The sequence below is a fragment of the Caballeronia sp. AZ7_KS35 genome, from assembly GCF_023631045.1.
GTDB classification, from domain to species: domain Bacteria; phylum Pseudomonadota; class Gammaproteobacteria; order Burkholderiales; family Burkholderiaceae; genus Caballeronia; species Caballeronia zhejiangensis.
Genome location: NZ_JALQDV010000039.1, coordinates 23,186 through 42,557, shown reverse-complemented (window position 1 = coordinate 42,557; position 19,372 = coordinate 23,186). Strand labels below are relative to the sequence as shown.

Annotated in this window: 19 protein-coding genes; 9 read left to right on the top strand and 10 right to left on the bottom strand. The window is 63.0% G+C overall.

From position 1 onward, the window contains the following. Positions 1-35 precede the first annotated feature (35 nt). The 3 genes from NCT05_RS24260 to NCT05_RS24250 are packed head-to-tail and all read left to right on the top strand — an operon-like array spanning position 36 to position 3,965. Positions 36-1,361, top strand: coding sequence for an MFS transporter (locus tag NCT05_RS24260; protein ID WP_008348574.1), 1,326 nt, complete (start codon positions 36-38; stop codon positions 1,359-1,361). A gap of 30 nt (positions 1,362-1,391) precedes the next feature. Next, positions 1,392-2,897 (top strand): M81 family metallopeptidase, encoded by a 1,506-nt coding sequence (locus NCT05_RS24255; RefSeq protein WP_250503349.1) that lies wholly within the window; start codon positions 1,392-1,394, stop codon positions 2,895-2,897. A gap of 39 nt (positions 2,898-2,936) precedes the next feature. Further along, positions 2,937-3,965: an alpha/beta fold hydrolase gene (locus NCT05_RS24250; RefSeq protein ID WP_250457516.1), complete on the top strand. Its 1,029-nt coding sequence runs from the start codon at positions 2,937-2,939 to the stop codon at positions 3,963-3,965. A 20-nt stretch (positions 3,966-3,985) separates the two neighbouring features. On the opposite strand, the gene cadR is transcribed toward NCT05_RS24250, so the two are convergent. Continuing rightward, positions 3,986-4,417 carry a Cd(II)/Pb(II)-responsive transcriptional regulator gene (gene cadR / locus NCT05_RS24245; protein WP_250503348.1) on the bottom strand — a complete coding sequence of 144 codons (432 nt, stop codon included), beginning with the start codon at positions 4,415-4,417 and terminating at the stop codon, positions 3,986-3,988. 202 nt (positions 4,418-4,619) lie between these two features. Between cadR and NCT05_RS24240 the strand changes: the two genes are divergently transcribed. Both NCT05_RS24240 and NCT05_RS24235 read left to right on the top strand, forming a co-directional pair. Then, positions 4,620-6,683 carry a heavy metal translocating P-type ATPase gene (locus NCT05_RS24240; RefSeq protein WP_250503347.1) on the top strand — a complete coding sequence of 688 codons (2,064 nt, stop codon included), beginning with the start codon at positions 4,620-4,622 and terminating at the stop codon, positions 6,681-6,683. A gap of 27 nt (positions 6,684-6,710) precedes the next feature. Next, positions 6,711-7,043: a double zinc ribbon domain-containing protein gene (locus NCT05_RS24235; protein WP_250441091.1), complete on the top strand. Its 333-nt coding sequence runs from the start codon at positions 6,711-6,713 to the stop codon at positions 7,041-7,043. Positions 7,044-7,151: 108 nt separating this feature from the next. Here NCT05_RS24235 and NCT05_RS36825 read toward each other — a convergent pair whose 3' ends face one another. Further along, entirely contained in the window at positions 7,152-7,274 is a 123-nt protein-coding gene (locus NCT05_RS36825; protein ID WP_284507566.1) for a hypothetical protein, read from the bottom strand. On the opposite strand from NCT05_RS36825, the gene NCT05_RS24230 reads away from it, so the two are divergent. Then, positions 7,264-7,587: a hypothetical protein gene (locus NCT05_RS24230; protein ID WP_250503346.1), complete on the top strand. Its 324-nt coding sequence runs from the start codon at positions 7,264-7,266 to the stop codon at positions 7,585-7,587. The genes NCT05_RS36825 and NCT05_RS24230 overlap by 11 nt on opposite strands. Before the next feature lie 88 nt (positions 7,588-7,675). Next, positions 7,676-9,655, top strand: a complete 1,980-nt coding sequence (locus NCT05_RS24225) for a PhoX family protein (protein WP_250503345.1) — start codon at positions 7,676-7,678, stop codon at positions 9,653-9,655. A 77-nt stretch (positions 9,656-9,732) separates the two neighbouring features. Here NCT05_RS24225 and NCT05_RS24220 read toward each other — a convergent pair whose 3' ends face one another. From NCT05_RS24220 to NCT05_RS24195, 6 genes are all read right to left on the bottom strand, one after another. Then, on the bottom strand, positions 9,733-9,936 hold the full coding sequence (locus NCT05_RS24220) for a hypothetical protein (protein ID WP_144403683.1): 204 nt from the start codon (positions 9,934-9,936) through the stop codon (positions 9,733-9,735). 180 nt (positions 9,937-10,116) lie between these two features. Continuing rightward, complete coding sequence (locus NCT05_RS24215; protein ID WP_008348559.1) at positions 10,117-10,677, bottom strand: PAS and helix-turn-helix domain-containing protein; 561 nt, start codon at positions 10,675-10,677, stop codon at positions 10,117-10,119. 75 nt (positions 10,678-10,752) lie between these two features. Beyond that, positions 10,753-11,724 carry a dipeptidase gene (locus tag NCT05_RS24210; RefSeq protein ID WP_250503344.1) on the bottom strand — a complete coding sequence of 324 codons (972 nt, stop codon included), beginning with the start codon at positions 11,722-11,724 and terminating at the stop codon, positions 10,753-10,755. Positions 11,725-11,737: 13 nt separating this feature from the next. Beyond that, positions 11,738-13,099 (bottom strand): MFS transporter, encoded by a 1,362-nt coding sequence (locus NCT05_RS24205; protein ID WP_250503343.1) that lies wholly within the window; start codon positions 13,097-13,099, stop codon positions 11,738-11,740. A gap of 154 nt (positions 13,100-13,253) precedes the next feature. Next, complete coding sequence (locus tag NCT05_RS24200) at positions 13,254-14,129, bottom strand: glycine betaine ABC transporter substrate-binding protein (protein ID WP_175981212.1); 876 nt, start codon at positions 14,127-14,129, stop codon at positions 13,254-13,256. A gap of 214 nt (positions 14,130-14,343) precedes the next feature. Beyond that, the gene (locus NCT05_RS24195) at positions 14,344-15,828 is read right to left on the bottom strand and encodes an MmgE/PrpD family protein (protein WP_250503342.1); all 1,485 of its coding nucleotides are present in this window, start codon (positions 15,826-15,828) and stop codon (positions 14,344-14,346) included. Positions 15,829-15,992: 164 nt separating this feature from the next. Between NCT05_RS24195 and NCT05_RS24190 the strand changes: the two genes are divergently transcribed. Further along, positions 15,993-16,439, top strand: coding sequence for an SRPBCC family protein (locus NCT05_RS24190; protein WP_008348550.1), 447 nt, complete (start codon positions 15,993-15,995; stop codon positions 16,437-16,439). A gap of 82 nt (positions 16,440-16,521) precedes the next feature. Then, positions 16,522-16,854 (top strand): DUF2322 family protein, encoded by a 333-nt coding sequence (locus NCT05_RS24185; protein ID WP_008348548.1) that lies wholly within the window; start codon positions 16,522-16,524, stop codon positions 16,852-16,854. A 60-nt stretch (positions 16,855-16,914) separates the two neighbouring features. Here the strand turns inward: NCT05_RS24185 and NCT05_RS24180 are convergent, their stop codons facing one another. Both NCT05_RS24180 and kdgD read right to left on the bottom strand, forming a co-directional pair. After that, positions 16,915-18,267 (bottom strand): MFS transporter, encoded by a 1,353-nt coding sequence (locus NCT05_RS24180; RefSeq protein WP_008348547.1) that lies wholly within the window; start codon positions 18,265-18,267, stop codon positions 16,915-16,917. A gap of 119 nt (positions 18,268-18,386) precedes the next feature. Next, positions 18,387-19,304 (bottom strand): 5-dehydro-4-deoxyglucarate dehydratase, encoded by a 918-nt coding sequence (gene kdgD / locus NCT05_RS24175; protein ID WP_008348545.1) that lies wholly within the window; start codon positions 19,302-19,304, stop codon positions 18,387-18,389. Between the last annotated feature and the right edge of the window lie 68 nt (positions 19,305-19,372).

Sequence of the window (19,372 nt, the reverse complement as noted above, 5' to 3'; positions counted from 1 at the left end):
ACCCGAGAAAGGGAAGACGAGACAAGGAGACGCGGATGTCGACGATCCAGACCCTGCGCAGCGGCGATGCCGTTTCGGCGCTCTACAGCAGAATCAACTGGCGGCTGCTGCCGCTCCTCATCGCGTGCTACATGTTCGCGTATCTGGACCGCGTGAACGTGGGCTTCGCGAAACTTCAGATGCAAAGCGATCTCGGCTTCTCCGATGCAGCGTACGGCGTCGGCGCGGGGATTTTCTTCATCGGCTATGTGCTGTTCGAGATTCCGAGCAACCTGATGTTGCCGAAGATCGGCGCGCGTCTCACCTTCAGCCGCATTCTCGTGCTGTGGGGCATCACGTCGGCGTGCATGCTCTTCGTGCGCAACGTGCCCGCGTTCTACGCGATGCGCTTCCTGCTCGGCGTCTTCGAAGCGGGTTTCGCGCCGGGCATGATCTATTACCTCTCGAACTGGTACGGCCCGAAGCGCATGGCGCGCGCGATCGCGCTCGTGTTCGTCGCGGGGCCGCTCGGCGGTGTCGTCGGCGGGCCGCTGTCGGCGTGGCTGATTGCGTCGCTCGGCGGCGTCGGCGGACTCGCGGGCTGGCAGTGGATGTTCCTCGTCGAAGGCCTGCCGTGCATCGCGCTCGGCGCGCTCGTGTGGCGCGTGCTCGCCAATCGTCCCGCCGATGCGCGCTGGCTCACGCAGGACGAACAGCGGCTCGTCGAGGCGGAAGTCGGTCATCACGGCGGCGCGTCGCATCGCATCGAATCGTTCGCGGAGATCGCGAAGAACCCGCGCATCTATCTGCTGGCGATCGCGTACTTCTGCATCATCTTTCCGATCTACGCGATCAGCTTCTGGCTGCCGACGCTCATCAAGGAGCAGGGTCTCAGCGGCTCCATGCACGACACGATCCGCCTCGGCTGGTACGTCGCGATTCCGTACGTCGCCGCGGCCGTCGCGATGTACGCAGCGGGCCGCCGTTCCGACAAGGTCGGCGAGCGCCGCTATCACAGCGCAGTGCCCGCGCTCGCCGCCGCCGCGCTGCTCGTGATGACGCCGTATGCGAACGGCAACGTCGTCGCGACGCTCGCGCTGCTCACGCTCGCCACCGCCTGCATGTGGATGGCCTACACGGTGTTCTGGGCGATTCCTTCCGAAACGATTTCCGGCCCGGCGGCGGCGGGCGGCATCGCGCTCATCAACACGATCGGCTTGTCGGGCGGATTCTGGGGCCCCGCGATGATCGGCTGGGTCAAGTCCGCGACCGGCAGCACGAACGGCGGCCTCGTCGTGATGGCGTGCATGGCGGCGCTGTCCTGCGTGCTGATTCTCGCGAACAGGCGCACGGCTGCCGCGGCCACGGCACGCGCGGCCTGAACATCAATCGATACTCGAAAGGACAAGGTCATGAAGATTCTGATCGCAGGATTCCAGCACGAAACGAACACCTTCGCGCCGACGAAGGCGAGCTACCAGAGCTTCATACAGGGCGAAGGCTTTCCGCCGATGGCGCACGGCGACGATGTCCTCGAGCTGCGCGACGTGAACGTGCCGATCGGCGGTTTCATTCAATGGGCCGAGGCGCAAGGGCACGAGCCGATTCCGGTGATCTGGGCGGGCGCGAGCGCATCGGCGCATGTGACGCAGGACGCATACGAGCGCATCGCGGGCGCGATCGTCGATCGCGTGCAGGCAGGCGGCTTCGACGCGATCTATCTCGATCTGCACGGCGCGATGGTCGCCGAACATCTCGACGATGGCGAAGGCGAACTGCTGGCGCGCGTGCGCAACATCGTCGGCGATGCGATGCCGCTCGTCGTTTCGCTCGACCTGCATGCGAACGTCACGGCGCGCATGGTCGAACTCGCGGATGCACTCGTCGCGTATCGCACGTATCCGCACGTCGATATGGCCGAAACGGGCTTGCGCGCGGCGCATCTGCTGGCAAAGCGCATCGAACACGGGAAGCCGTTCGCGCGCGCGATGCGGCGCATCCCGTTTCTGATTCCGGTGAACGGCATGTGCACGCTCGTCGAACCGGCGCGCGGCATGTACGCCATGCTCGAGACATTGGAGAAGGATGTCGTGTCGCTGTCGTTCGCGCCGGGCTTTCCGGCATCCGATTTCGACGAATGCGGTCCGGTGTTCTGGGGCTACGCGCTCGACGGCGAGGCGGCGGACTTCGCGGTCGACAAGCTATACACGCAACTCGTGGACGAAGAAGCGCGCTGGAACGTGCCGTTCCTCTCTCCCGATGAAGCCGCGCGTGAAGCGATCGACGCGAGCCGCGATGCGGGCAAGCCCGTCATCATCGCGGATACGCAGGACAATCCGGGCGTCGGCGGCGATTCGAACACGATGGGCATGGTCCGCGCACTGCTGCGCCACGACGCGCGCGACGCTGCGGTAGGCGTTATCTGGGACGAGAAGGCGGCCCATGCGGCGCATCGCGCGGGCGTCGGCGCGCGCATCAGGATAGCGCTGGGCGGCGGCTCGAACGTGCCCGGCGACGCGCCGCTTGAAGGCGAGTTCGAAGTCGAGTATTTGTCGGATGGCCGCTTTCGCTTCGACGGCCCGATGCTCAATGGCATGTCGGGCGAACTGGGACCGACCGCTTGCCTGCGTATCGGCGGCGTGCGTATCGCGGTGAGCAGCATCAAGATGCAGGTCTTCGACCGCAATCTCTTTCGCGTTGCGGGCATCGAGCCCGAGCGCATGAAGATTCTGGTGAACAAGAGCTCGGTGCATTTCCGCGCCGATTTCGAGCCGATCGCCGAGCGCGTGCTCGTCGCGAAAGCGCCCGGCCCGATGGCCGCCGATCCGGCCGATCTGCCCTGGCGCAATCTCGATTCGCGCATGCGTGTGCGACCGCTCGGGCCGACGCTCGCCGAACTGCGCGCATCGGCTGCGTGAACGTTTTTCATCGACTACATGGACAAGGAGAATCAAAAGATGCCGGACGATCAGATCAACGCGCGGCGCCGACGCTTGCTCGGCACGGCGGTCGCGAGTGTAGGCGCGATGCAGCTCGGTTTCAGCGACCTCGTGCGCGCGCAGACCGCGCCGCGCGCATCGTCGAGTGCGGGCTTCGCCGGCATTCGCCAGATCGACGCGGGCGCGCTCAACATCGGCTATGCGGAAGCGGGTCCGGCGAACGGTCCCGTGGCGATCCTGCTGCACGGCTGGCCCTACGACATCCACGCATTCGCGGAAGTCACGCCGATGCTCGCGGCGCAGGGTTATCGCGTGATCGTGCCGTATCTGCGCGGGTACGGCTCCACGCGCTTTCTTTCCGCCGACACGCCGCGCAACGGACAGCAGGCGGTGGTCGCGGTGGACATCATCGCGTTGATGGATGCGCTCAAGATTCAGCAGGCCACGCTCGGCGCGTTCGACTGGGGCGCGCGCACCGCGAACATCATCGCGGCGCTGTGGCCGGAACGCGTGAAGGCGATGGTCTCGGTGAGCGGCTATCTGATCGGCAGCCAGCAGGCGAATCGCGCGCCGCTGCCGCCGAAAGCCGAGCTCGCATGGTGGTATCAGTTCTACTTCGCGACCGAGCGCGGCCAGGCGGGCTACGAGGCGAACCGTCACGCTTTCAACAAGCTGATCTGGCAACTCGCATCGCCGAAATGGAACTTCGACGACGCGACGTATGACCGTTCCGCGAAATCGTTCGATAACCCCGATCACGTCGCCGTGGTGATTCACAACTATCGATGGCGTCTCGGGCTCGTGCAGGGCGAAGCGCAATACGACGCGCTCGAACAGCGGCTCGCGAGCGCGCCGACGATCGGCGTGTCCACGATCACGATGGAAGGCGATGCCAACGGCGCGCCGCATCCCGATCCGTCGGCGTATGCCAAGAAGTTCACGGGCAAGTATGAGCATCGGAACGTCGCGGGCGGCATCGGCCACAATCTGCCGCAAGAAGCGCCGAAAGCATTCGCCGATGCGGTCATCGACGCAAGCCGCATGTAACGCGCATGCAGGACGAAGCGCTAGCCGACGTGTGACTTCTTCGTTGTGCGTCCCGGCGTCTTCTGCGATGTCAGTTCGTGCACGATCCCGCACGAATCGACGGCGTGCTCGCCGCCGCATGTCTCGCGCAATGCGGTGAGCCGGTCGCGCAGCCTCATCAATTCGTCGATGCGCGCGCTTACGTGGCCGATATGCTCATCGACGAGCGCATCGATTTCGCGGCAATCCGGCGAGCGCGCCTGCAATGCGTAGAGCAGGGCGCGCACTTCGTCGTGCGTCATGTCGAGCTCGCGGCAATTGCGGATAAGGCGCAGGCGTTCGACATGCGTCTTGTCGTAAGTCCGGTAATTCGCGTCCGTCCTTGCAGGCGGCGGAATCAGCCCTTCCTTTTCGTAGAAGCGGATCGTATCGGGCGTGCAATTCGCTATGCGCGCCAGTTCCCCTATCTTCATTTCGGCATCCTTTTTTCTTGACCCTGGAGTGGCTCCAAGGTGTTCAATTCGGGAAAAGTCAAGAAAAGGAGCCAGTATGTTACGTCCCGAGAGCATCGGCAAGCCCCGGCCTGAGCCGGCTGATCGTCGTGTCCGAAATTATTTAAAGGAATACGAAATAAAGACGAAAGCTTCGGTTCGGACGGAGATCGTCGTCGACGAGATGGATTGTCCGACCGAAGAGACGCTGATCCGCAAGAAGCTCGCGGGCATGCCGGGAGTCGGATCGGTCGAGTTCAATCTGCTGCGTCGCGTGCTGACCGTCGAACACGATGCCAACGCGCTCGCATCCGTTCTCGATGCGTTGCGCGCACTGGGCTTCACGCCGCGCACCGAACCCCGCAACGACGCGCCCGCAGGCAAGCGCGCGGTGTGGATGCTCGCCTTCGCGTGCGTTGCGGCGGCGGCGTCGGAGGCTGCGAGCGGGTTCGGCGGACCGTCCTGGCTCGTCGTCGCGCTCGCGCTCGCCGCGATCGCTTCGTGCGGCTTCTCGACGTATCGCAAGGGCTTCATCGCCATCAGCAACGGCAACCTCAACATCAACGCGCTGATGAGCATCGCCGTGACCGGCGCGATGGTCATCGGACAGTGGCCGGAAGCCGCGATGGTCATGGCGCTTTTCACGATCGCCGAACTCATCGAGGCGAAGTCGCTGCAAAGGGCGCGCAACGCGATCGCGGGACTCATGAAGCTCGCGCCCGACACGGCGACCGTTCTGCAAGCCGACGGCCTGTGGCGCGCGATGGAAGCGAGCGCCGTCACGCGCGGCGCCGTCGTGCGCGTGCGGCCGGGCGAGCGCATCGCGCTGGATGGCGTCGTCACGTCCGGGCGCTCCGCCGTCAACCAGGCGCCGATCACCGGCGAAAGCCTGCCCGTCGAAAAGTCGCCGGGCGACGATGTGTTCGCGGGCACCGTCAACGAAACCGGCTCGTTCGAGTTTCGCGTATCGGCGGCGGCGAAGGACACGACGCTTGCGCGCATCATCCGCGCGATCGAAAGCGCGCAAGGTGCGAAGGCGCCGACGCAACGTTTCGTCGATCGTTTCGCGCGCATCTATACGCCGCTCGTGCTTCTCGTGGCGATAGCGGTCGCGGTCGTGCCGCCGCTCGCGTTCGACGAGTTGTGGTACGCGTGGATCTATCGCGCGCTCGTGCTGCTCGTCATCGCGTGTCCGTGCGCGCTCGTCATCTCGACGCCGGTGACGATCGTCAGCGGACTCGCCGCGGCGGCGCGGCACGGCATCCTCGTGAAGGGCGGAACCTTTCTCGAACGCGGATGGCGCCTGCGCTGGCTCGCGTTCGACAAGACCGGCACGATCACGCACGGCAAGCCGGTGCAGACGCATTTCGCGCTGCTCGACCGGAGCATGGACGAAGGCCGCGTGCGCGCGATCGCGGCGAGTCTCGCGGGCCGTTCCGATCATCCGGTTTCGCTCGCGATCGCGCAGGCCGCGAGCCAGGACGGCGTGCCGCGCATCGCGGTGGAGGCGTTCGAAGCGGTGCCGGGGCGCGGCGTTCGCGGTGTCGTCGAAGGCCGTGCTTACTGGCTCGGCAATCAGCGAATGATGGAAGACATCGGACGCGGCGCGAGCCATGCGAAGCGCCGGGCTGAAGCGCTGGAGCGTGAAGGCAGGACCGTCGTGATGCTCGCCGATGCGGACAACGTCCTCGGGCTTTTCGCCGTGGCGGACACCGTGAAGGAATCGAGCCGCGACGCGATCGCCCGGCTTCACGCGCTCGGCGTGCAGACGGCGATGCTCTCGGGCGATAACCCGCACACGGCGCGCGCCATCGCGAGCGCGGTCGGCATCGATCGCGTCGAGGCGGGCCAGTTGCCCGAGGACAAGCTGCGCACCATCGAAAGTCTCGGCGCGGACGGCGGCGCGGTCGGCATGGCCGGCGACGGCATCAACGACGCGCCTGCGCTGGCGCGCGCGGACATCGGTTTTGCGATGGGCGCGATGGGCACCGATACGGCCATCGAAACCGCCGACGTCGCGCTGATGGACGACGACCTGCGCAAGATCGCCGCGTTTATCCGTCTTTCGTCGGCGACGCACGCGATTCTCGTGCAGAACATCGCGTTCGCGCTCGTCGTGAAGGGCGTGTTTCTCGCGCTCGCCGTGGCCGGACTCGGTTCGATGTGGATGGCCGTGTTCGCGGATGTCGGCGCAAGCCTGCTCGTCGTCGGCAACGGGCTGCGCATTCTGCACAAGCGCTTCAACTGAGCACCTCACCAGCAAAAGGAGCAAATCATGAGTTTCTTGCGGAAGCTGTTCGAGAACGGTCACTTCGGCGGACATGGCGGGCACGGCGGGCACGGCAGCCATCGGAGAGAGCATGACCGGCGTCATCGGGACGGCTATCAGGAATACGACGGCGATGAATCGTGGGGCCGTCATCCCGGCTCGATTCCGCCGCTGCCGCCCGATGTGATCTGCCCGCAATGCCGCAAGTCGAATCCGCCGGACACGGCCGTCTGCAAGCAGTGCGACACGCCGCTCGATCCCAGCCGATGCCCGACGTGCGGCACGTCGATCCAGGCGGGCGCGCGGTACTGCGTCAGTTGCGGGAAGCGCGTGGTTTGATTGTCGGAGCGTGTGGGGAACGCGCCGCCTTCGCAAGACTGGAAGCCAAAAAAAGGCCACTGATGAGTGGCCTTTCTTCGCGATGCGATCAGAACGGTCGCGCGGCGATCAGTTGCACGCCAGCACGACGGCGCCGGTGACGTCTCCCGTGTTGGGCAGCTTCGCGGCGGACACGATCGCGATGAGAGGATGCGTCGCATTGTTGCCCATCAGTCGCGACATGACGTTCATGCCGCCGCCCATGACCTGTCCGCCCGCGAAGACGGTGTCCTTCGTGACGCTTGCGTTGCTGTCGGATCCGATCGGGCGACGTGGCCATCAGATTGGTGCAGGCGAGGGTGCCCGTGCCTTTGGCGAGCGTCAGCCGATTGCCGACGACGTAATGCGCGCCCTGGTTGGCGTTGAAATTGCCGCCGCCGGAATCGGAACCGTCGGTCCAGCGGCCCGATGGCAAAGCCTCAGCGGACATTTCTACGTTCCGGTCGAGGAATCAAGAGATTACAGCGTCCTGTCAAACAAATTTCACATTTCTTTCCTAAAGTAGCGCGTCAACCGGCACATCGGGCTGCAACGGCCCGAAGCAGGGACATTCATCGCCGGTACAAACCCACGATCAAGGACTCGAACCACACATGGCGCTGCCACTCGACCTCTCCCGCCGCAAAGCTCTCAAGATTCTCGCCGGCGCACCGATGCTGCCGCTCGGCGGCGCGACCGCCGCTTCGCTGCTCGCCACCGCATGCGGCGGCAGCGACAGCAACGCGGCGACGAACGCGTCCGCGCCCGCGTCGACGGCTGCGTTCACCACGGCGACGTTCAGCAGCATGGCCGCGCCGACGCTCGCCGATCCCGCGGCGATGGCGAAGACCACCGTCGGCTCGACCATGACCGTGAACTTCAGCGACGGCAGCAATCGCGCGTACAAGCTCGCGTATCAGCCGTTCTTCGTGACGGGCGATGTCGTGCCGAACACGGCCGGCGGCACCATCGTCGCGGGCGGCTATTTCGATATCGACAATCAGCCGATCATCGACAAGTCGGTGGCGGGCAAGGAGCGCCAGTTCTTCTCGGACTGCCCGGACGGCACGTCGCTCATCAAGCTCGACAAGACGACCGTCAAGGGCGTGAAGGGCAACGCCGTGTTCGCCGTCGTGCAGTTCGAATACACGACGCGCGACCAGAACGCCGCGAGCATGTACGGCCGCCTGCCGTCGCCGATCGCGGTGCTGACGCTCGATCAGGATCCGGCCACCGGCAAGCTGACGCTCGTGAGCTACGCGAACGTCGATACGTCGAAGGCGAACGGTCTGTGGATCACGTGCGGCGCGAGCCTCTCGCCGTGGAACACGCATTTGTCGAGCGAAGAGTACGAGCCGGATGCGGCGCTCGGCTCGAAGGACGCGCAGTTCCTCGCGTATAGCCGGAACCTTTACGGCGATCAAACGAAGGCCCGTCCGTATCACTACGGCCATGTGCCCGAAGTCACCGTCAACCCGGACGGCACCGGCACGATCAAGAAGCACTATTGCCTCGGCCGCATCTCGCACGAGCTGATTCAAGTGATGCCCGACAAGCGCACCGTCATGATGGGCGACGACGCGACCAACGGCGGCGTCTTCATGTTCGTCGCGGACAAGGAAGCGGATCTTTCCGCGGGCACGCTTTACGTCGCGAAATGCGCGATGACGTCATCGGCGGGCGCGGGCTCGGCCAATCTGACGTGGATGAACCTCGGCCACGCGACGAGCGATGAAATCGAGAACCTCGCCAACACGCTGACGCTCGCCGACATCATGGATGTCCTCAGCGATGCGACCGTCGGCGCGACGCTCGATGCGAGCTATACGCGCATCAACTACAACGGCGCGTTCAACTGGATTCGCATCAAGCCGGGCATGGAGAAGGCGGCCGCGTTTCTGGAGACGCATCGCTACGCGGCATTGCGCGGCGCGAGCATGTGCTTCACGAAGCTCGAAGGCACGACGGTCAACGCGAAGGACAAGATCGTGTACTCGGCGATGTCGCAGATCGTCAAGTCCATGGTCAAGGGCGACGCGCACGCGGCCGAATTCGCCGTCGACAAGACCATCAACTCCGGCGCGGTGTACGCGTTCAATCTGAAGGGCGGACAGAAGGATCTGACCGGCGCGGCGATCAACAGCGAATGGGTTCCGGTCGACATGGCCGCGCCCGCCGCGCTCGTCGGCGAAGACATTTCCGCCGATGCGCTCGGCAACATCGGCAACCCGGAGCGCATCGCGAATCCGGATAACCTCAAGTTCTCCGAGAAGCTGCGCACGCTGTTCATCGGCGAAGACAGCGGCCGGCACGTCAACAACTTCCTGTGGGCATACAACGTCGATACGAAGTCGCTGTCGCGCATTCTGTCGGCGCCGTCGGGCGCTGAATCGACGGGCCTCCACGCGGTCGACGAGATCAACGGCTGGACCTACATCATGAGCAACTTCCAGCATGCGGGCGACTGGGAAACGCCGCTGCATTCGAAGGTGCAGGCGACGCTCGATCCGCTGATCCGCGCGAACTACAAGGATCGCTACGGCGCGGCGGTGGGCTATCTGACCGCCGATGCAACCTCGGTCAAGCTGAGTTGACGAGCCAGGGGAAGCGCAACGCTTCCCTCGATGCGTAGCTTCGAGGTGCGTCGCGGACGCGGCGCGCCTCGCGGAGTTCAGCAGCTTTGCTCGTAATCGATATATTCGAAGCCGGCCGCAATCGCATAGCGGATCGCTTCTTCCACGTTCGGAAACTCGCCGGCCAAGCGCACCGAACGCTCCATCCCGTTCAAATCCTGGATTCGCGCCGTCGCGGCAAACGCGTCGCCGTGCCGGACCGCCGCCGGCGTGACCATCATGTCCCTGTAACTGAAGACCATTGCTTCTTTCTCTTCCGGATGTCGTCGGCCCGCGCCGTATGGCTGCGGAACACGCGTTATGAATGTCGAAAAGGCGCGAACGATCTGGCGTCCGGCTCCTTCTGCTTCAGGTTATCGGCATCGGAAAATGTTTCTTTACGCGAGCGCTTTCGTCTGAATATTGCGGCAGTTCGCGCCGATTCAGGCCAGGAGCCGCGCGATCAGGTCTTGTGTGGCTCGCGCGCCGTATTTGCGCAGCAGGCTTGCACGATGGATGTCGACCGTGCGCGGGCTGATGTTCAACTCCTTGCCGATCTCCTTGCTCGTCATGCCATGCACGAGCAGCGCGGCGACGTCGCGCTCGCGCTCGGTCAGCAGGCTTGCGTTGTCTGATTGCTTCGTGCCTTGCGACAGATCCGTGAACGTCCAGACCGCAAGCTCGAAAGGCCGCTTCGGGTTATAGCCGAAGCCGCCGACCGTCACCCAGAAGTAGCTTCCGTCGACGCGCCGCATGATGCGGTCATCGCTGAATACGGCATGCTTTGCAAGCAACGGCGCCAGACGATGACCGGTGGTGGTGAAATCCTTCTGCTCGGGATAGAGCTTCGAGAACGATTGCTCGATGATATCGCTGCGTTTTGCCCTGAAGAGTTCCAGCGCGCGTGCATTGCAGTCGACCATGATCCGCTCTCTCGCGACGATGACGGCCACGGGCAAATGCCTGAACAAGTCCTCGTAGTCGAGCTTGGGCGAATCGGTCATGTCGGGAAGATTGTCGCGTCTGGCGAAAAGTTACTGTAACACCGAGGTTCGGCACTTTTCGCACGGACTTTCGCTTCAACCGTTCCAGACTTCACCGAATACGCGCAGCCAGTTTTCGCCCATCACTTTCCTGATGCGAGATTCGCTCCAGCCGGCCTTTTGCATCGCGGCGGTGATGTTCGGAAACTCGCCGATCGTGCGAATGCCTTCCGGATTCACGACCTTGCCGAAGTTCGTCAGACGGCGATAACGGCCCTTGTCATGCGTGATCCAGTCGAAGAACTCGGTGCTATAGCCTTGCGTGAAGTCCGTTCCGATACCGACCTTGTCTTCACCGATACGATCGATGACGTATTCGATAGCTTCGAGATAATCGTCGACGGTCGCATCGGCGCCTCGTCTCAGGAAGGGCATGAACATGGTCACGCCGACGAAACCGTTCGCTTCGGCAATCTCCTTCAATTGCTCATCCGTCTTGTTGCGCGGATGCTCTTTCAACGTATAAGGGCAGCAGTGCGAGTAGGTGACGGGTTTCTTCGAGCAGGCGATCGCATCGGAAGAAGTCTTCGCGCCCACATGCGAAAGATCGACCATGATGCCGACGCGATTCATCTCCTGAATCACTTCGCGGCCATATCCCGACAAGCCGCCATCCGGTTCATAAGAACCCGTGCCGACGAGATTCTGCGTGTTATAGCAAAGCTGGACCACATTCACGCCCAGCTCCTTGAACACCTCGATATAGCCTAAGTTATCCTCGAACGCATACGCGTTCTGAAAGCCCAAGATGATGCCGGTCTTGTTCTCTTTCTTCGCGCGCAGGATGTCGTCGGTCGTGCGTACGAGTGTCAGAATCTCGCTGTATTCGCGGATCTGCTGCTTCATTTCCGCGATGTTATCGATGGTCTTCTGGAAGTCTTCCCACACCGACACGGTGCAGTTCACGGCGGTGACGCCGCCCTTTCGCATGTCTTCGAATACGGAGCGCTCGAACTTCGAGATGTTCAGTCCGTCGATGATGATGCTCGAATCGTGAAGGCTATTCATCGCGTGTATCCGTTCAGATGGTTCTCTTGATGCCGCGCTCGACGGCCGGGCCACTGCTTGCGCTCTTGTTCGCCGAACCTGCTTCTTCGAGCGCGGTCTTCGACGTTTCGCGCAGCGAGAGGCCGCCGATCATCGCGAAGATGGATACGGCGATCAGGTAATACGCCGGCGACAGATTCGTTCCCGTTTCCGCGATCAGCCACGTCGCGACGAGCGGCGCGGTGCCGCCGAAGATTGTGTACGCGAGGTTGTACGTGATCGCGGATGCGGTGTATCGCGTCTTCGTCGCGAACACTTCCGAAAGAAGCGGAGCAGTGACCACGCCCGAAAGCACCGCGCCCACCGCGAGCAGCGCAACGCCGAGCAGCGAAGGCGACAGATTTCCCGATCCGCCGAGCGCGAAGGCGGGATAGACCGAGACGATGATGAAGATGCACGTCGTCGCGATCGTCGCGCGGCGGCCCACGAGGTCGGAGAACAGACCGGCGAGCGGGCACAGCGCCGCGGCGAAGAAGAGCGCGAGCACGGTCACGAGAAGCGATGTTCCGCGCGTCAGATGTCCGGCGACCTGCATGTAGGTCGCGAAATACGTCGTGAACGTGTAGAACGAAAGCGCCGTCACCGAAACGAATGCGCCGAGCTTCAGAATGTTTCCGGACTGCGAATGCAGGGTTTCCATCAGCGGCGCATGCGCGACTTCATGCTTGCCTTCGAGCGCCTGGAATGCCGGCGTCTCGTGCAGATTCACGCGCAGATACACGCCGATGAGACCGACCGGCGCCGCGATCAGGAACGGCACGCGCCAGCCCCAGTCGACCATCGCCGCGGGCGAAAGCGACGATTCGAGCGCATAGGCGACAACGGCCGCGCATGCGAACGAAGAGAATGTCGAGACCGGAACGAAGCTGCCGAAGAACGCGCGGCGTCGGCGCGGCGCGTGCTCCATCACATAGGCGCACGCGCCCGCGTATTCCCCGCCCGCGGAAAAGCCCTGCACGCAGCGGATGATCGTGAGAAGCAGCGGCGCCCAATAGCCGATGCTCGCATAAGTCGGCAGCAGCCCGATCAGCGTCGTGGCGCCGGCCATCAACAGGATGGTGAAAGCGAGCGTGCGCTTGCGGCCGATGCGGTCGCCGACCACGCCGAAGAAGAGGCCGCCGAGCGGACGGAATGCGAAGGCGACCGCGAAGACCGCGAACGTCTTCAGGAGACCGACCGTGGGATCGCCACTGGGAAAGAACTCGCGCGTCAGGATGGTCGCGAGAAAGCCGTACGCCGCGAAATCAAACCATTCGACAAAGTTTCCGATCGACGCCGCCGCGATGACACGTCTCAGCGTTTTGGTATCGACCTCGTGAGTTGCTTGATGTGGCATGGCGCTTCACCCCTTTCGCGTGTCGGATTCGATCCGGATTGAAAGGAGCGTAAGTGCTCAAATTACTTAGGTCCATACGTGCCAATTACCTAGGTAATCGGCGGTCCGACGACGCCGCCGCGCCCGGCGTGCAAGGCCGGGCGCGGCTTCGCGCCTATTGCTGGAGCCACGCCTGGACCTTCTCGGGATGGCTGTCGACGAACTTCTTCGCCGCCGCGCTCCAGTCGTTCGATGCGTTGCCGTCGAGCTCGATCGATTCGACATCGGCCAGCGTCAGCTTGAAGTGCCGGATGAAGACATTCGCGCGCGGAAATTTCGTCGCGAACTGCTTGGAAGAGAAGCCGTGAATCTGCTCGTCGCCGCCGAGCACGCCCTTGGGATCTTTCAGATAGCGCATCTTGTACTTCTGCCAGAGCCAGTGCGGACTCCACACCGTCGCGACGATCCAGCTCTTCGATTGATACGCGCGCGCAACGGCGGTCAACATGCCGGCCTCGCTTGCGCGAATGAGGTTATATCCGGCGAGGTCGTATTCCTTCAGCGCCTTTTCCGAAGCGACCATCTCGCCCGCGCCCGGTTCGATGCCCTGAATCGTGCTGTTCAACTTGCTCTTGACTTCGGGCTTGTTCAGATCGCCGATGGACGCCACTTCGCTCTCGGGCACGTAATCCGGCACCGCCCAGCCGATCTTCGCGCCGGAATAGATGACGCCGAGATCTTCCATGTCGTTCTTGAAGCGCGCGTAGTAGGCCGCGTGCGTGACCGGAAGCCACGCGCCGAGCATCAGGTCCACATCGCCGCGCGCGATGCCCTGAAACTGAATGCCGAGGTCCGCCGTGGTCAGGGTAACCGGTTGTTGCAGCTTCGTTTCGAGAACGTACTTCGCGGTATAGACGACCGCTTGCGTATCGGCCCAATTGGCTAGCGTGATCTTGATCGGCTCGACGGCGCTCGCGCACATCGCGAACGTGACAGTGGAGACTGCAACGGCAGCTTTCATGGCGAAGCTCACGGACAAGGCATTCTTCATTGACGTTTCCTTGCATCGACAGGTTTTATGGAAGACGCGACGCGATCGATTCTCCTGATCTATAACGCATTCATTTGCGACGGATGATTAAGCAATTGCAGGCGACGCCCTGCAGCCCGCAGTATTCGGGCGCATTAACGCGACGTCAATGTTCTTTGCTTATATCGTCGGATGGAACGTCGATACATCGAGCTGGCGCTCTTCGCATGAACGATCATCGCGGCAGCGCCGAAGTCGCGATTTCGCTTGCGCTGTCCAGTTGCTCGACGTGCCAGCATTTATCGATCAGCGCGCGCGTTTGCTCCGGCGTGAGGATGCCGTCCGCCAGATCGGAGAACTTGGTTTCGAGCTGCTTGTCGGTCATCGGCACTTGCGTGCTGCCGATCGCGTGTTCGATGTACTTGTGCAGCTTGCGGCCATCCTTCAGCGTGATCGTCACGTCGACCTGTTCCGGCTTGATGGACGGATCGACGATCGCGTTCACCTTGTCGCGCAGCTCGATTGTCTTCGGGTCGCGTACCTTGGCGTCGCTGAACTGTTTCTCGCCCGCCGCGCCGTCGATGATCGCGATCGCCACCGCGTGATAGATGCTGAACTTGCCTTCGAGCCCGATCTGCGGCGTCTTCTTGCCCGTCAGTTCGAGCACGAGTGGATGCACGCGAAGATCGATGCGCGCGATCTGATCCGCGCTCAAGTGTTCCTGATTGCGCAACTGGATCGCTGCATCGATCGACGGATGAATGACGATGCCGCACGCGAAAGGCTTATACGTATTCAACGTCGATTCCCAATGCGAACCGAGGCCCTCCGTGATCTCGCGATAATCCTGCTTCGTGCTGATCGTGTTGGCCCAGCCGCGTTTGGCTTCGATCATGCCGTCCGAGCTCGTGTAGTTCTGGCCCGCGAGCAGTGCCGCGAAGATGCCGTTCGCGGCGGCGCGGCCGGGATTGAAGCTCTTGTTCATCGAGCCGAACGACTCGCGCAAGCCGACCGGCTGCGAGGCGGCGAGACCGAGCGCCCAGACCATCTGCTCGACGCTCAGTCCCATCAGCTTGCCCGTCGCCGCCGCCGAGCCGAACACGCCGCACGTACCGGTGATGTGCCAGCCGACATCGTAATGATTCGGATACACCGCATTGCCAATTCGCAACTCGGTTTCGACGCCCAGCACGAGCGCGTTCAGAAAGTCCTTGCCCGTGACGGCGCGATATTGCGAATACGCCAATATCGCCGACACGACCGGTCCCGCCGGGTGAATGATCGTCTTCAGATGCGTGTCGTCGTAGTCGAAGATATGACTGCTCACGCCGTTGATGAACGCCGCGTTCATGATGTCCAAGCGCTCGGTCCGGCCGAGCAGGTTCGCTTGCGGCGGACCGGAGAACGGCGTGAGCGCGGCGACTGCGCGATTCACGGTCTCGTCGTGCGATCCGCCGACCGCGACGCCGACCCAGTTCATCAACGTCCTGACGCCTTCCTTGCGCACCGGCGCGGGCAGATCGCCATAACCCGTTCTTACGATGAAGTCCGCAAGAATGCGCGTGACGCGCGGCGGCTTCGCATGCGCGCCACTGGCCGATGCGGAAGCGGATGCAGATGCGGCGTTGCTTGTCTGTGCGAACGCTGTCGTGCCTGCCGCCGATGCGAAAGCGCCTGCTGCGCTGGTCATGAGAAAGCTACGGCGATCGATGTTGGGCATGGAGTCGTTTCCTTGAAATGGCACAAGTGGGAAACCGCGCGCAAGTATCATTCCGCGGCAACGAGGCGAACCAAGGGTTTTCCCGATTCCCTTGCATGTCGATTCACGCTTCGATGCATCGTCGTAGAGATGTGTCCAATTTTTCCGCGAAAGGAGAGCACACCATGGCCACCGGAACCATCCGCCTTCACCGTGTCTTGCGTACGACGCCCGAGCGTCTTTATCGCGCGTTCCTCGAACCCGATGCGATCGCGAAGTGGCTTCCGCCTTACGGCTTCACATGTCAGGTCCATCACATGGATGCGCGCCAGGGCGGCACGCACAAGATGTCGTTCCGCAATTTCGGCACGGGCAATAGTCACTCGTTCGGTGGCGAGTACGTCGAGCTGGTGCCGTTCGAGAAGATTCGCTACACGGACCGCTTCGACGATCCGAACCTGCCCGGCGAAATGCAGGTCACCGTTTCTTTGAAGCAGGTCGTGTGCGGGACCGAGTTGAGCATCGTTCAGGAGGGCGTGCCCGAAGTCATTCCGGTGGAGATGTGCTATCTCGGCTGGCAAGAGTCGCTGGAGCAACTCGCGCGGCTCGTCGAGCCTGTGATCCCCGAGTGACGATGCGCGCGATCGAGCCCTTTCGTTGATCGGATAAGATACGGCGCCCCGCAACATCAACTCAAAACGTGGAGTGCTTTTCGTGATCCAGCCGAGCAACGTATTCAAGGATAACCTCGCCCAATTGCCCGCCATCGACGGCATCGAGCGCATCGATCTGGTCGATGGCAAAGGTGACGTGGTCGCGAGCATCGAGAACAAGCCGGGCAAGCAGGGCTCGCTCGCGGTCTATCACTATCTGAAGCAGGCGTTCGGCGCGCTGGACGCGCAAGCCGCCGAGCATGGTCTCGCCGTGTTCGCCGAACATACGGCCGATGCGCGCAATCGCCCGGGCGCGCATCCGAATGTGGATCGGCTGATTGCGATCGTCGATGGCGGCGAGGCGTTGCGGGTCGACGTGGTTCGGGCGCAGTAAAGCAAAAGCCCGTTCTGCCATGAGCAGAACGGGCTTTTCCGATTCATCGCTTGCAGCGGATCAGACCCTCAACTCCACCCGCTTGATGTCCTTCACGATCACGAGATAGCTGAACACCGTGATCAGCGCATTGATCCCGACGAACGCCAGCGCGCCATTGAACGAGCCCGACTGCGCGACGAGATAGCCGATGACGATCGGCGTCACGATGCCCGCGACATTGCCGAACATGTTGAAGATCGATCCCGAAAGCCCGATGGCTTCCTTCGGCGACGTATCCGCGACCACGGCCCATCCCAAAGCACCGATGCCCTTGCCGAAGAACGCCAGCGACATCAGCGCGACGACGATCCAGTCCGTGTCGACGTAATTGCAGCCGATGATGCACGACGACAGCAGCATGCCGCCGACGATCGGCACCTTGCGCGCGAAAGTGAGCGACTTGCCGCGACGGATGAGGCCATCGGAGATCACGCCACCCAGCACGCCGCCCGTGAAGCCGCAGATCGCCGGCAGTGACGCGACGAAGCCTGCCTGCAGAATCGTCATGTGACGCGCCTGCACGAGATAGATCGGGAACCACGTCAGGAAGAAGTACGTCAACACGTTGATGCAGTACTGCGCGAGATACACGCCGAGCAGCATCCGGTTGGTCAGCAACTGCTTGACGACGGGCCAGCCCACGCTGTGGGACGTGCCACGCGCCACGCCGCCCGCGCGCTGATGACCGCGCACGAGACCGCCGCCTTCCTCGATGTACTCCAGCTCCTGCCGGTTCACGCGCGGATGATCCGCCGGATTCTTCATCACGGCGAGCCACGTCAGCGCGAGCGCGAGACCCGCAACGCCCATCACGATATAGACGTGATGCCAGCCGAAAGCATGCGTGAGCCACGCCATCAACGGCGTAAAAACGACGGCCGCGAAGTACTGCGCCGAGTTGAAGATCGCCGATGCCGTGCCGCGTTCTTTCGTCGGGAACCAGCTCGCGACGACCTTCGCATTGGCCGGAAACGCGGGCGCTTCCGCCGCGCCCATCGCGAAGCGCAGCACGAAGAGGGCGGTCACGGCGGTCGCCGCGCTGCCGAGCAGGCCTATCGAACTTTGCAGCAACGTGAACAGCGACCACAGGAAAATGCTCGCCGCATACACGCGCCGCGCGCCGAAGCGATCCAGCAGCCAGCCCGCGGGCACTTGCGAGAGCACATACGCCCAGCTGAAGGCCGAGAAGATGTAGCCCATGCGGATCGCGTCGAAACCGAATTCGGCGCGCATCGCGGAGCCCGTCACCGACAAGGTCGCGCGGTCCGCATAGTTGAACGTCGTGATCACGAAGATCAGCAACAGAATGAGATAGCGCACCTTGGTGCGCTTCATGACGTCCGCGGGATTCGCGGTGCGGCTCATCGACATGGACTTCCCCTTTCTTTCCGTACGTGCGAGATGCACGGAGGGCCGCTCGCGCGGCCCTCATCGGCGAAGCGTCACACGGCGTCGTGCGTCCTCGCTTCGCCCGTCTCCTGCCTGTGCCTTTACTGCGCGCCGAGCTTCTTGATGAGCACGTCGAGTTGCTCGAGCTCGTCTTCGGTCAGATCGGTCAGCGGCGCGCGCACCGGGCCCGCATCGTGGCCGACGAGTTTCGCGCCCGCCTTGACGATCGACACCGCATAGCCCGCACGGCGATTGCGGATCTTCAGGTACGGCAGGAAGAATTCGTCGATCAGGCGGCCCGTGGTCGCGTGGTCGTCGGCGGCGATTGCGCGATAGAACTCCATCGCGGTCTTCGGGATGAAGTTGAACACCGCCGACGAGTACACCGGCACGCCGAGCGCCTTGTACGCGGCTGCGTAGACTTCGGCCGTCGGCAGGCCGCCCAAGTACGAGAAGCGGTCGCCGAGGCGACGGCGGATCGTCACCATGTTCTCGATTTCGCCGACGCCGTCCTTGAAGCCGATCAGGTTCGGGCAGCTATCCGCGAGTTGCTCCAGCATGTCGGCGTTGAGCTTCGAATTCGCGCGGTTGTAAATGATGACGCCCATGTTCGGCACGGCGCGGCAGACTTCCTCGGCGTGCGCGCGGATGCCTTCCTGCGACGCTTCGGTCAGATAGTGCGGCATCAGCAGAACGCCTTGCGCGCCTTGCTTCTCCGCTTCCTGCGCAAAGGCGATGGCCGTGCGCGTCGGGCCGCCCGCGCCGGCGAGGATCGGCACCTTGCCGCGGCACACTTCGGTGGCCGTCTTCACGATCTGCGAATATTCGGGTTGCGTCAGCGAGAAGAACTCGCCCGTGCCGCCCGCGACGAACAGCGCTGAAGCACCGTAAGGAGCCAGCCATTCGAGGCGCTCCGCGTACGTGTTCGCGCGGAAGTTGCCTTGTTGGTCGAAATCCGTCACGGGGAAGGAGAGCAGGCCTTCGGAAACGATTTGCTTCAGTTCTTGCGGTGTCGTCATGGTGATGAAGTCTCGATGTTCGGCGACCGGCCGATTGCCGATCTCGTAAGTCATCGTACAACATAGAC